This window comes from Streptomyces sp. NPDC059037, from assembly GCF_042740015.1.
Lineage (GTDB): Bacteria > Actinomycetota > Actinomycetes > Streptomycetales > Streptomycetaceae > Streptomyces.
In genome coordinates, this window is sequence record NZ_JBHYIG010000115.1 from 1 (window position 1) to 12,605 (window position 12,605).

General features: G+C 71.5%; 9 protein-coding genes, 2 tRNA genes and 1 riboswitch. Of the genes, 7 read left to right on the top strand and 4 right to left on the bottom strand.

The features are described from left to right. Positions 1-174 precede the first annotated feature (174 nt). From ACFWY6_RS23325 to ACFWY6_RS23355, 7 genes are all read left to right on the top strand, one after another. The gene (locus ACFWY6_RS23325; protein ID WP_384693520.1) at positions 175-1,722 is read left to right on the top strand and encodes an amino acid permease; all 1,548 of its coding nucleotides are present in this window, start codon (positions 175-177) and stop codon (positions 1,720-1,722) included. A gap of 110 nt (positions 1,723-1,832) precedes the next feature. Beyond that, positions 1,833-1,905 (top strand) — tRNA-Lys (locus ACFWY6_RS23330). Positions 1,906-2,212: 307 nt separating this feature from the next. Then, positions 2,213-3,424, top strand: coding sequence for an alginate lyase family protein (locus ACFWY6_RS23335; protein ID WP_384693523.1), 1,212 nt, complete (start codon positions 2,213-2,215; stop codon positions 3,422-3,424). Positions 3,425-3,499: 75 nt separating this feature from the next. Further along, positions 3,500-3,573 (top strand) — tRNA-Met (locus tag ACFWY6_RS23340). 264 nt (positions 3,574-3,837) lie between these two features. Continuing rightward, positions 3,838-4,941: a PP2C family protein-serine/threonine phosphatase gene (locus ACFWY6_RS23345; RefSeq protein ID WP_384693526.1), complete on the top strand. Its 1,104-nt coding sequence runs from the start codon at positions 3,838-3,840 to the stop codon at positions 4,939-4,941. A 221-nt stretch (positions 4,942-5,162) separates the two neighbouring features. Then, a riboswitch (cyclic di-AMP (ydaO/yuaA leader) is annotated at positions 5,163-5,309 on the top strand. An 11-nt stretch (positions 5,310-5,320) separates the two neighbouring features. Further along, positions 5,321-6,403 carry a M23 family metallopeptidase gene (locus ACFWY6_RS23350; protein WP_384693529.1) on the top strand — a complete coding sequence of 361 codons (1,083 nt, stop codon included), beginning with the start codon at positions 5,321-5,323 and terminating at the stop codon, positions 6,401-6,403. 140 nt (positions 6,404-6,543) lie between these two features. Beyond that, the gene (locus ACFWY6_RS23355; protein WP_266864839.1) at positions 6,544-7,488 is read left to right on the top strand and encodes an aldo/keto reductase; all 945 of its coding nucleotides are present in this window, start codon (positions 6,544-6,546) and stop codon (positions 7,486-7,488) included. On the opposite strand, the gene ACFWY6_RS23360 is transcribed toward ACFWY6_RS23355, so the two are convergent. The 4 genes from ACFWY6_RS23360 to ACFWY6_RS23375 all read right to left on the bottom strand — a co-directional run bounded on the left by ACFWY6_RS23360 (position 7,489) and on the right by ACFWY6_RS23375 (position 12,540). Continuing rightward, positions 7,489-8,799 (bottom strand): PrsW family intramembrane metalloprotease, encoded by a 1,311-nt coding sequence (locus ACFWY6_RS23360; protein ID WP_384693551.1) that lies wholly within the window; start codon positions 8,797-8,799, stop codon positions 7,489-7,491. Positions 8,800-8,888: 89 nt separating this feature from the next. Next, the gene (trmB, locus tag ACFWY6_RS23365; RefSeq protein WP_384693554.1) at positions 8,889-9,689 is read right to left on the bottom strand and encodes a tRNA (guanosine(46)-N7)-methyltransferase TrmB; all 801 of its coding nucleotides are present in this window, start codon (positions 9,687-9,689) and stop codon (positions 8,889-8,891) included. 23 nt (positions 9,690-9,712) lie between these two features. Further along, positions 9,713-10,915: an L-2-hydroxyglutarate oxidase gene (lhgO, locus tag ACFWY6_RS23370; RefSeq protein WP_384693532.1), complete on the bottom strand. Its 1,203-nt coding sequence runs from the start codon at positions 10,913-10,915 to the stop codon at positions 9,713-9,715. A gap of 176 nt (positions 10,916-11,091) precedes the next feature. Next, positions 11,092-12,540, bottom strand: a complete 1,449-nt coding sequence (locus ACFWY6_RS23375; RefSeq protein ID WP_266864844.1) for an MFS transporter — start codon at positions 12,538-12,540, stop codon at positions 11,092-11,094. Positions 12,541-12,605: the final 65 nt, after the last annotated feature.

Below are 12,605 nucleotides of genomic sequence, written 5' to 3' on the forward strand. Positions count from 1 at the left end.
CGGCGGGGCGCGCCCCCCCCCCACCTCGCCCGCTGCCCCCCGCCTTGCGGCGCGGGGGCCGCGCCCGCGGCGCCCTCCCCGCCGGGCCCCCCGCCCCCGCGCGCGGCCCCCCCCCCCGCTGCCGTATGCCAAACGTGACGTGTGTCATGTCCCTGCCGTGGGCAACGCTGCTGCATGACGACCACTGACGGAAAGAACGGCGAACCACCACCCGGCTCCGACGAGGAGCGCCTGGCCCAGCTCGGCTACACCCAGGTGCTCGCGCGCCGCATGTCCGCGTTCTCCAACTACGCGGTCTCCTTCACGATCATCTCGGTCCTCTCCGGCTGCCTCACGATGTACCTGTTCGGGATGAACACCGGCGGCCCGGCCCTGATCACCTGGGGCTGGGTCGGGGTCGGCCTGATGACCCTCTTCGTCGGCCTCGCGATGGCGGAGATCTGCTCGGCGTACCCGACGTCGGCCGGGCTCTACTTCTGGGCGCACCGCCTCGCGCCGCCCCGCACGGCGGCCGCCTGGGCGTGGTTCACGGGCTGGTTCAACGTCCTCGGCCAGGTCGCCGTCACCGCGGGCATCGACTTCGGCGCCGCGTCGTTCCTGGGCGCGTACCTGAACCTGCAGTTCGACTTCCAGGTCACGGAGGAGCGCACGATCCTGCTCTTCGCGGCGATCCTGGTCCTGCACGGCCTCCTGAACACCTTCGGCGTACGCATCGTCGGGCTGCTCAACAGCGTCAGTGTCTGGTGGCACGTCATCGGCGTCGCGGTCATCGTCGGCGCGCTCGCCTTCTCGCCGGACTCGCACCAGTCGGCGTCCTTCGTCTTCACGGAGTTCGTGAACAACACGGGGTGGGGCAGCGGCCTCTACGTCGCCCTCATCGGCCTCCTGATGGCCCAGTACACCTTCACCGGGTACGACGCCTCCGCGCACATGACCGAGGAGACCCACGACGCGTCCACGGCGGGCCCGCGCGGCATCGTCCGTTCCATCTGGACGTCCTGGATCGCGGGCTTCGTGCTGCTGCTCGGCTTCACCTTCGCCATCCAGTCGTACGAGGGTGCGCGGGGGTCGGCCACGGGAGCACCGCCCGCGCAGATCCTGCTCGACGCCCTCGGGGCGACCACCGGCAAGCTGCTCCTGCTCGTCGTCATCGGCGCGCAGCTCTTCTGCGGCATGGCGTCCGTGACCGCCAACTCCCGCATGATCTATGCCTTCTCGCGGGACGGGGCGCTGCCGTTCTCGCACATCTGGCACACGGTCAACCCGCGTACGCGCACCCCCGTCGCGGCGGTCTGGCTGGCCGCGCTGGGCGCGCTGGTGCTCGGTCTCCCGTACCTGATCAACGTCACGGCGTACGCGGCGGTGACCTCGATCGCGGTCATCGGCCTCTACATCGCGTACGTCGTCCCGACCCTGCTCCGGCTGCGCAAGGGCGACCAATTCGAGCGCGGGCCCTGGCACTTGGGCCGCTGGTCGCGCCCGATCGGCATCGTCGCGGTGACCTGGGTCGGAGTGATCACGGTCCTCTTCATGCTGCCGCAGGTCTCGCCGGTCACCTGGGAGAGCTTCAACTACGCCCCGATCGCGGTCCTGGTGGTCCTCGGCTTCGCCGCGACCTGGTGGCTGGCATCGGCCAGGCACTGGTTCCTCAACCCGGACCACGAGCGCACCCTGGCCCGCGAAGCGGCCCGCTCCGGGGCGCCGGCCCAGCCCGATCCCTGACCGTCCCGGCCCGCTCGGAGGGCCCGCCGCGGAACTCGCGACGGGCCCAGAGGCGATACCCGATCGGACGACGGGGCCCGTCCCGCTATGCTCGTGGGGTGCGTCGGCACGGACCGTTAGCTCAATTGGCAGAGCAGTGGACTTTTAATCCATTGGTTGTGGGTTCGAGTCCCACACGGTCTACCTCCGGCAGGTCGGCGGAAAGCCTCGCTGACCTGCTCTTCAGCGCCCTACTCGGATTCTCCGGGTGGGGCGCTTCGTGCATGTTTCGGGCGGGGCCGCGCGGCTGACGGCAGAGAGGAGTTTCGTCCGCTGCCGGAGCTGAGCCCCGAGGAGCAAGGGGATACCTCCCCGACGCGCACCGAGGTGGTGCTGTCGACCAGCCTGCACCGATGTGACCGTCGCTCGCCCGAACGGACCCGCCTCGCCTGCGACCCCGCGGCCCACGAGTGACGCTGAGCCTGCCAGGTGGTCGATCCGGAGGTGCAGCATGGGTTCCGTACGGCGGGCTCTCGCGATGGTGCTCGTGCCGCTCCTGGTCGGTGTCGCGGCTGCCTGCGGTGGTTCCGGCGGCGGCTCGGGTGGTGCGGCCGAGCGTGCGCGCCCCGCCGACCTGGCCTTCGAGCACCCCGGGGTGCTCGTCAGCAAGGCGCAGCTGGCGCGGGCGCGGGCGCACGTGGCGGCGCGGGAGCAGCCCTGGCTGAGGGCGTTCGAGCAGATGCGGGCCAGCAAGTACGCGGCGGACGACTACCGGGCCAAGCCGTACGCCGTCGTCGAGTGCCCGCCCGACACCCGCCCCGGCCGCGGCTGCGTCGAGGAGCGCGAGGACGCCATCGCCGCGTACACCCACGCGCTGCTCTGGAACATGACCGGCGAGAAGGCGCACGCCGCGAAGGCCGTGCAGATCATGGACGCCTGGTCGCAGGTGATCACCAGGCACACGGAGGCCAACGCCGGCCTCCAGACGGCGTGGGCCGCCTCGTCCTGGGCGCGCGCCGCCGAGGCCGTGCGCTACTCCTATGACGGCTGGAGCGACGGCCGGCTGCTCCGCTTCGAGCGGATGCTGCGCAACGTCTACCTGCCCCAAGTGCGCGAAGGCGCCGCCCACTTCAACGGCAACTGGGATCTTCTGATGGCCGACGCGACCATCAGCATGGCGGTCTTCCTCGACGATCACGACTCGTTCGAGAAGGCGGTGACGCACTTCCGGGACCGCGTACCCGCCTACTTCTATATGAAGTCGGACGGTCCGCTCCCCGTCTCGCCGGCCGGCAGTGACATCAACACCCCGAAGCAGCTCCAGAAGTACTGGTTCGGGGAGAAGACCTTCGCCGACGGGCTCTCCCAGGAGACCTGCCGCAACTTCAAGCACGCCAGCTACTCGCTCGCTGCCACCGCGCACATCGCGGAGACCGCCTGGCACCAGGGCGTCGACCTCTACGGCGAGGTCGTGGACCGGCTGAGGGCCGCGCTCGAATTCCACTCCAAGTACCAGCTGGGGGCCAAGGCGCCCAAGTGGCTGTGCGGCGGAAAGGTGCGGCGCGACATGGGGCCCGACACCGAGGTCGGCCTCAACCACCTGGGGCAGCGGCTGAAGCTGGATCTCCCGAACACGGAGAAGTACACCCAGCAGCGGCGGCCCGAGGGCACGGACGATCTCTTCGTGGCCTGGGAGACCCTGACGCACGCCGAGAACGCCTAGCGACCTGCGGTTTTGCCCCTCCCGTCAACCGGTTCGCTTTTATCCCGCCACATGGCGTACTGTTCATTTCAACGGCGCGGGGTGGAGCAGCTCGGTAGCTCGCTGGGCTCATAACCCAGAGGTCGCAGGTTCAAATCCTGTCCCCGCTACTGAAGTCCGAAGGCCCGGATCCAGATCATGGATCCGGGCCTTTGGCATTCCCCCCTGACGTCATCCCCCCTGACGTCATCCGGTCGGCCCACACCGCTCGCAGCCCGCCGCCGCTGCGGGAAACCTGGACAGGTGCGGTCATGGGGCTGGTCCCGGGCGCGGACATCGGCGGGAGACGAGCGGTGGGGCAGCGAGGAGGACGTCCGAGAAACCCCTCAGAGGGGTCGGACACGAGTCCGGACGTCACCCACGAGCGGGCTCTCGTGCGGGCCCTCCCGTGGCTCCTGCTGGCCATCGGGGTCGTGTACGACATGTCGACTCCTCCGGAGTTCACCGCGGCGCCCCTGTTCACCGCGGCCCCGCTGATCGCCGCCCCGTTCTACTCGCTCCTCAGCACCGCCCTCATCGGCGCCGCCTCCTGCCTCGCCGTGCTCGTCCTGCACTTCGGCAACAGCACCACCACCGACGTCGAGGCCGTCACCGAGCTGCTCACCGTGCTGACGGTCGCCGTGCTCGCCGCCCTCATCAACCGCGTCGTACGCCGCAGCGACGAACAGCTCGCCTCCGCCCGCTCCATCGCGGAGGCCGCCCAGCGCGCCGTGCTGCCGCAGCCGGATCACCGGATCGGGGGGCTCGACATCGCGGCGCGGTACGAGGCCGCGGAGGCCGACGCGTTCATCGGCGGGGATCTGTACGCCGTGCAGGACACCCCGCACGGCGTACGCGTCATCGTCGGTGACGTACGCGGCAAGGGGATGGGGGCGGTGGCGGCCGTCGCCGTCGTCATCGGGGCGTTCCGGGAGGCGGCCGAGCAGGAGGCGACCCTGGAGGCGGTGGCGCAGCGCCTGGAGCGTGCGCTCGCGCGGGAGGGCATGCGGCGCGAGGGGCTCGACGCCTTCGAGGGGTTCACCACCGCCGTCCTGGCGGAGATCCCGCGCGGCGACGGAGTCATCCGCATCCTCAACCGCGGGCATCCCGAGCCGCTGCTCCTGCGCGGCGACGGACGGCTGTGCGTGCTGTCCGCGAGCGAGCCCGCGCTGCCGCTCGGGATGGGCGACCTGGGGGTCTGGCCGGACCGCGCCGACGAGGCGGAGTTCCCGCCGGGGGCGATGCTGCTGCTCTACACCGACGGGCTCTCGGAGGCGCGGGACATCCGCGGCGAGTTCTACAACCCGGCGGCCCGGCTCGGCGGCCGGATCTTTCCCGGACCCCACGGTCCGGACTCGCTGCTTGCGACGCTGGCCGAAGAGGTGCGCCGGCACACCGGCGGGGGAGGGACGGACGACATGGCGCTGCTCGCGGTGCGGCGGCCGGACTCCGGCGACGCACCGGCCGATGCCCCGCCCGATGTCACGGGACGTGACTGAATCGCACCACTCCGCATAACAACTGACGCACTGTCAAGGCGGTGTGAAGGTCCGGTGTGTGAAGAAGTGCGGTCAACTCGCCCCGTTCCCACCCCTGGTGTCCCGTTAAGTACAGGCCAACGGCGTTAACGATCAGTCGGAACGGCTTGGAATACGGCCCTGCCGTCTATTAACGTTCGATAACGCAGCGCGGTCGTCCCAGCCGTCACTCGAGTCGGCTCCGTGCGCACACGCCTAATCCCGAAAGGGAGCCGGGGAACCACCAATTGGGGTGAATCGGGCATCTGTGCATCCGTGCCAGATGTTCGTAGGAGACCTTCCTGCTCCGAACCCGTCAGCTAACCCGGTAGGCGAGAAGGAAGGAAAGGAGCGCGCCCCAGTGGCGTCCAACCGGCCTGCCCCCCAAGCCGTTTTCGTACCGAGTGACGACGACCTCGGTTCCTACGACGACGAGCCGTGGGAGGAGTGGAATCCGACCGAGGAGTCCATCCGTCCCGTTCGCGGCAGGCACCGCGTCCACAAGAAGGGCGGCGGCGGGCTCGCCCGCAGCTCCACCGTCCTCGGCGTGGGCGTCATCGCCGCCGTCGGCGCGGGCGGCATAGCCACCGCGCAGGGCGGCAAGCCCCCGGTCTCCATCGAGATGCCGGACATCTCGGCCGTCACGGACTCGCTGCCGGAGGCCAAGTCCCTTCCCGGCGTGGGCTCCCTGATATCCGACGACTCCGAATCGGGCTCCTCCGACGCCGGCGTGACGACCGCCGCCGCCCCGCTCACCACCGCCGGTGTCAGCACCGCCGACGCCGAGCAGGGCACCACCGACGCCGGTGAGGCACTGCGGGCCCGCATCATGCAGCAGGCCGAGAACCAGCAGGACCAGGCGGACGACGCGGTCCAGAAGGCGGCGGAAGAAGCCGCCGTCAAGAAGGCCGCGGAGCAGGCCGCCGCCGAGCAGTCCGCGGCCGAGAAGAAGATCGCCGCCGAGAAGGCCGCCGCGAAGAAGAAGGCGGAAGAGGAAGCCCGCCGCAAGGCCGAGGCGGAGCGCCTGGCCAAGCTCGCCAAGAGCTACACCCTGCCCCTCAGTTCGTACACGCTCACCAGCACCTTCGGGCAGGCCGGCTCCATGTGGTCCTCCGGCTACCACACCGGCCTCGACTTCGCGGCGCCGACGGGCACGCCCCTCAAGGCGATCCACTCCGGCACCATCAAGGAGGCCGGCTGGGCGGGGTCGTACGGCTACCGCACCATCCTGGAGCTCGAGGACGGCACCGAGATCTGGTACAACCACCAGTCCTCGATGGGTGTCAGCGCCGGCCAGAAGGTCACCACCGGCGACACCATCGGCCGCGTCGGCGCCACCGGCAACGTGACCGGGCCGCACCTCCACCTGGAGATCCACCCCGGCGGCGACTCCACCGGGGTCGACCCGGCCGCCTGGCTGCGGGACAAGGGCCAGTCGCTCTGAGGCACCCCCTGTGACTCCGGCGGTCCTGGCGGCAACCCCCCGACGTCAGGGCTGCCGGCTCGGCATGCCCACATCCGGTGGCGCGGAACGGACATCCCGCTGTACGGAATGCTGGGATCCGTAAGGGTGTTGAGCCCCGTATGACTTCTCTACGCAAGCTCGGCCCGTCCGACCTCGAGGTCTTCCCGCTCGCCCTCGGCGGCAATGTCTTCGGCTGGACGGCCGACGAGGCGCAGTCCTTCGCGGTGCTCGACGCCTACACCGCGGCGGGCGGCAACTTCGTCGACACCGCCGATGTCTACTCGGCCTGGGCGCCGGGCAACAAGGGCGGCGAGTCCGAGACCGTCATCGGCAACTGGCTCGCCGCGCGCGGCCATCGCTCCGACGTCGTGATAGCCACCAAGGTCGGCGCCCACTCCGACTACAAGGGCCTGTCCGCGAACACCATCAAGTCCGGTGCCGAGGAGTCGCTGCGCCGGCTGCGCACCGACTACATCGACCTCTACTACACGCACTTCGACGACCCGACCGTCCCCGTCGAGGAGATCATCACCGCGCTCGACGATCTGGTGACGTCGGGCAAGGTGCGCGCGATCGCCGCCTCCAACCTGACCGCCGAGCGGCTCCAGGAGTCCATCGACTTCTCCGACCGCGAGGGCCTCGCGCGGTACGTGGCGCTGCAGCCGCACTACAACCTCGTCTCCCGCGGCACCTACGAGGGCCCGCTCCAGGAGGTCGCGTCGCGCTCCGGCCTGGCAGCGGTGCCGTATTACGCGCTCGCCTCCGGCTTCCTCACCGGCAAGTACCGCCCGGGGGCGCAGGTCGACAGCGCGCGGGCCGAGGGCGCGGGCAAGCACCTGGAGACCGACCGTGGCGTGAAGGTGCTCGCCGCCCTGGACGAGATCGCGGCCGAGCGTGGCGCCGAGGTCGCGACCGTGGCCCTGGCCTGGCTCGCCGCGCAGCCGACGGTGGCCGCGCCGATCGCATCGGCCCGCACGGTCGAGCAGCTGCCCGCGCTGCTCGCGGTGGGCGATCTTGAACTGACGGAGGCCGAGGTGACCGCGCTGACGAAGGCCTCCGCCTGATCAGCCGCGGTAGGGGTGGTACGGGGCCTGGTAGGCGGGATGTCCCGCCGCCGGCCCGGCGTACGCGTATCCCTGCTGATGGGGAATCCGGTACCCGTACGGCGGCGGCATCGGTACGAGCACGGGTGCCGTCGCCCGCGCCGCGTAGGCGAGCGCGGGCCTGGCCAGTTCGCGGCGCTCCCACAGCGCGTGCAGCAACTCCCGCTCCCGTACGACGAAGTCGGCGCCCGCGCGGCCGCGCCGGCCCCGGTGCCGGAGCAGGGCGAGCGACGTCGCGTACGCCTCGTACTCCGCGACCGTGCGCGCCGCGGCCTTGCCCTGCATGTACGAGGCGTAGTCGCGGGCGATGGTGCGGGCGCGCATCGTGCCGAGCGCGTACGGCTCGGGCGGCGTGAGCCAGCCCGCGACCGCGTACGCGGGCAGCTCCGTGCGCACCACGCGCAGGCCGCGCTGCCTGAGCCAGATCACCAGCCAGGTCAGCAGTCCGAACGCGGGCAGCATGAAGAGCGCGTACACCGCGAAGAAGCCGTACTCGCCGAAGGTCGTCGAGCCGTTCCACAGGGCGTGCAGGCCCATCGCGAGGAGCAGTCCGGCGAGCGGAAGCAGCACGCGGCGCAGCCGCCCGCGGCCGGTGCCGAGCGCGGTGATGCCGAAGCCGATGCCGGTGAGCACGGTGAACAGCGGGTGCGCGAAGGGCGACATGACGATGCGTACGAAGAAGGTCGCCGCCGTCACGGACGCGAGACCGGTGCCGCCGTTGAGCTGGTCGGTGCCGAACGCGCTGCCGAGATAGAGGATGTTCTCGGTGAACGCGAAGCCGGTGGCGGTCACTCCGGCTATCACCACGCCGTCGAGCACACCGGTGAACTCGCGTCTGCGGAAGAGGAAGACGAGCAGGACGGCCGCGGCCTTGGCCGTCTCCTCGACGATCGGCGCTATGACGGTCGCGCCGAGGGTGTCCGCGCTGCTCGGGTCGGCGGTGGCGGTGGCTATCCAGCGGGTCGCGAAGCTGTTCGCGACGATCGCTATGAGGGCGGCGGCGCAGGCGCCCCAGGCGAAGGAGAAGAAGAGGTTCCGCCAGGGCCCCGGCTGTACCCGGGCCAGCCAGCGGAAGGCGGCTATGAGCAGCGGCACGGGCAGCGTGGCGAGCCCGAGCCCGACCAGGAACCCCTCGGTGCCGGTCTGTTCGCGCACCAGGGCGAGGATGACGAGCCCGGAGAGGGCGAGCAGGGTGACCAGCGCGGCGGCGCGGATGGCCCGCCGCTGCCACCAGCGCGCGTGGCGCAGCCCGGGGGGCCCCGCCGGGGGCATGGGGTGCGCGTGCGGAGAACTGGTGGCCACGCCGCTGACCCTAACGAGGGACAGGGGTGGCCCGCGACGGTGCGTTTTCGCCCGGGTGGCTACTGGTCCTCTGTTACCCGGCGGAACAGCAGGTCATGGACCACGTGCCCCTTGTCGATGCCCTGGCCTTCGAAGCGGGTGAAGGGCCGGAAGGCGGGACGAGGCGCGTAGCCGCCGTCGGGCCGGGTGTTCTCGAAGAGGGGGTGCGCGGTGAGCACTTCCAGCATCTGCTCGGCGTACGGCTCCCAGTCGGTCGCGCAGTGCAGCAGCGCGCCGGGCTTGAGGCTGGGCGCGGCGAGGTCGAGGAACTCGGGCTGGATGATGCGGCGCTTGTGGTGGCGGGCCTTGGGCCAGGGGTCGGGGAAGTAGACGCGCAGGCCGTCGAGGGAGGCGGCCGGGAGCATCTCGCGCAGCAGGATGACGGCGTCCCCGTTGGCGACGCGGACATTGCCGAGGCCGTTGCGATCGGCGAGCCCGAGCAGATTTCCCTGCCCGGGGGTGTGTACGTCGACGGCGAGGATCCCGGTGTCCGGATCATCGGCGGCCATCTGCGCGGTCGCCTCGCCCATGCCGAACCCGATTTCGAGCACGACGGGCATCTCGCCGCCGAACAGCTCCCCGAGGTCGAGGACGCGCTGCCCGTCGATGTCCAGGCCCCACTTGGGCCACAGTCGCTGCAGGGCATCGGCCTGGCTCGTCGTGACCCGGCTCCTGCGGGGCTGGAAGCTGCGGATCCGCCGCTCGTGGTGCGACCCCGCGGGGTCGGGCGATGGGCCGCCCGGGAAGCGGGGCTCGGCCTTGGGGCGCGCGGGGCGGGGCTCGGTGGGGGTGGCGTTCGACTCAGACACAGTGGGGGCGATTTTACTTGCCCGCAGGGTCAGCCCTACAGCAGTGCCAGCACCCGCCGGGCCACCGCCCGCCCAATCGGCAGCGAAGCCGTAGCGGCGGGCGAAGGCGCGTTCAGGACGTGCACCGTCCGCGCCCCCTCCCGGATGAGGAAGTCGTCGACCAGCGTTCCGTCCCGCAGCACGGCCTGCGCCCGCACCCCCGCGGCCACAGGGATCAGGTCGGACTCCGTCACGGCCGGCAGCAGCCTCCGCACCGCGGAGGTGAACGCCCCCTTGGAGAGGGAGCGCCGCAGCTCCCCCGCCCCGTACCGCCAGTGCTGCCGGGCTATCCGCCAGGAGCCCGGCCAGCTCAGCGTCCCGGCGAGCTCCAGGGGCCGTACGACACCCCAGCCGTACCCCTCGCGGGCGAGCGCCGGCACCGCGTTGGGCCCCACATGGACCCCGCCCCCGATGCCCCGCGTCAGATGCACCCCCAGGAAGGGGAACGCCGGATCCGGCACCGGATACACGAGCCCCCGCACCAGCTCGGGCCGCGCAAGATCGAAGTACTCCCCACGGAAGGGCACGATCCGCATCTGCGGGTCGTCCCCGGCAAGCATCGCCACCCGGTCGCACTGCAACCCCGCACAGTTGACCAGCGCCTTCCCGCGCACCACGGCCCCGTCGGCGGTCCGCACGGCCACCCCGAGCGCCGCCCGCCGGTCGATGCGCACGACCTCCGCGCCGTACCGCACATCCGCCCCGGAAGCTTCCGCGAGGCGCTCCGCCACCGCGCCGTAGTCACAGATCCCGGTGGTGCCGACCTGGATGGCGGCGAGGCCCCGCACCTCGGGTTCGTACTCGGTGATCTGGGCAGGGCCGAGCTCCCGCACCGGAATGCCGTTCTCCCTGCCGCGCTGCACGAGCGCGTGCAGGCGGGGCAGCTCGGCCCGCTCCGTGGCGACGATCAGCTTGCCCGTGACCTCGTGCGCGATGCCGTACTCCGCGCAGAACTTGACCATCTCGGCGGCGCCCCGCACCGCGTACCGCGCCTTCAGGGAGCCGGGGCGGTAGTAGATCCCGCTGTGGATCACGCCGCTGTTGCGCCCCGTCTGGTGCCGGGCCGGGCCCGGCTCCTTCTCCAGGACCGTGACCCGCGTCCCCGGGGCGGCGCGCGTGATGGCATACGCCGTCGAGAGACCGACGATTCCGCCGCCGATCACCAGCACATCGCAGTCGTACGCCACGTCCCGGACCATCCCGCATCACCTCCCGACCAGATCGCCCAACCGGATCTCCCACACCAGATAGTGCACTGCGCCACTGACAACGCCCTCAAACCCGACGAGGACCGGAGGGTTACGGAGTGCGTAACTGCTGTTGCCGATCAGGCTGCGTGTAGAGGGCATGGAACGGGGCGGGGTCGACACGTGGCCTACGCGGGCGCCACGAGCAGCGGCCGGGCGCGCTCGCGCAGCTCCACCACTCGGGGCTCGTCGCCGTACGGCTCCAGGCGGTGCAGCAGGTCCTTCACGTACTCCGTCGTCCGCGCGGACGAGATCCGCCCGGCGACCTCAAGGGCCCGCGTGCCCTGCTCGCACGCCGCGTCCAGGTTCCCGGACTCCAGCTCGGCGACCGCCGACACCACGAGCCGCAGCCCGTGCGAGCGGACGAACTCCTCCGTCGGCTTGGAGAGCGCCTGCTCGGTGAAGCGGCGCACCTGCCGGGGCGCCTTCAGGTCGCGGTAGCACTCGGCGGCGTCGGCCGCGAAGCGGTCGTACGAGTAGAAGCCGAGCCACGACGGGTCGTTGTCGCCGTCCCGTGCCCGCTCCAGCCACCCCTCGGCGGCCCGCAGCGCCGCCCCGGCGGCCTGTGCGTCACTGGCGCGCGCGTGCGCGCGTGCCTCGACGAGCCGGAAGAAGCTCATGGTGCGCGCGGTGGCCAGACCGCGGTTGCGCTCAAGGGCGGCCTGCGCGAGGTCGACGCCCTCGTCGCCGAAGCCGCGGTAGGTCGCCTGGAGGGACATCGAGGCCAGTACGTATCCCCCTAAGGGGACGTCGGCGGCCGCGCGGGCCAGGCGCAGGGCCTGGATGTAGTAGCGCTGGGCGGCCTCCTGCTGGCCGGTGTCGAAGGCCATCCACCCGGCGAGGCGGGTGAGTTCGGCCGAAGCGCCGAAGAGCGAGCGGCCCACCTCGTCCGAGTACGAGCCGAGCAGCAGGGGCGCCGCCTCGACCCGCAGGCACTCCGGGACCATCGACGAACGCCAGTCGCCGCCCCCGTACTTGGAGTCCCAGCGGCGGGCGTCCTCGGCGGCCTCCCGCAGCTTCACCACGTCGCTGTGGCCGACCTTCATCGGCGGCCCGCCGTCCTCGGGGTGCCCCGTCTCGCGGGGCGCCTCACCGGTGACGTCACGGGCGACCGAGCTGTCGGCCGGGGTTATCAGCCAGCGTGACGCCGGCGTCGCGTACGCGCTCACCGCGAAGGAGCCCGCGAGCGACTGCCAGATGCCGCCGCCGCCCGCGCGCCGGCCCGCCAGATCGAGGCGGTACAGCTCCGTCGCCGACTTCACGGCGGCGCCCACGTCACGCGGGAAGGCGAGGCCCACCTCGGGCGCGGGATCGGCGTCCGCGAGGCCGATCTCGTGCAGCGGCACGGGCCGGCCGAGCTTCTGGCCGATGGCGGCGGCGATGAGATGCGGCGCGGCGCCCTGCGGCACCATGCCCTTGGACACCCACCGGGCCACCGATGTCTTGTCGTATCGAAGCGTCAACCCGCGTTGTGCGCCGAGGTCGTTGACCCGGCGGGCGAGTCCCGCATTGCTGATTCCCGCGAGGGCGAGAACGGTGCCGAGCTTTTCGTTCGGCCCGCGTTGCTCCCTGGACATGCGCCACCCCTCGACACAGACGGCTGCCGTGCGATGGCTTGACCGCGCGGCATTCGTGCTGCGTT

Coding starts and splice junctions, on each gene's coding strand:
- ACFWY6_RS23325 (WP_384693520.1), top strand. CDS start 175: ATGACGACCACTGACGGAAAGAACGGCGAACCACCACCCGGCTCCGAC.
- ACFWY6_RS23335 (WP_384693523.1), top strand. CDS start 2,213: ATGGGTTCCGTACGGCGGGCTCTCGCGATGGTGCTCGTGCCGCTCCTG.
- ACFWY6_RS23355 (WP_266864839.1), top strand. CDS start 6,544: ATGACTTCTCTACGCAAGCTCGGCCCGTCCGACCTCGAGGTCTTCCCG.
- ACFWY6_RS23360 (WP_384693551.1), bottom strand. CDS start 8,799: ATGCCCCCGGCGGGGCCCCCCGGGCTGCGCCACGCGCGCTGGTGGCAG.
- lhgO (WP_384693532.1), bottom strand. CDS start 10,915: ATGGTCCGGGACGTGGCGTACGACTGCGATGTGCTGGTGATCGGCGGC.
- ACFWY6_RS23375 (WP_266864844.1), bottom strand. CDS start 12,540: ATGTCCAGGGAGCAACGCGGGCCGAACGAAAAGCTCGGCACCGTTCTC.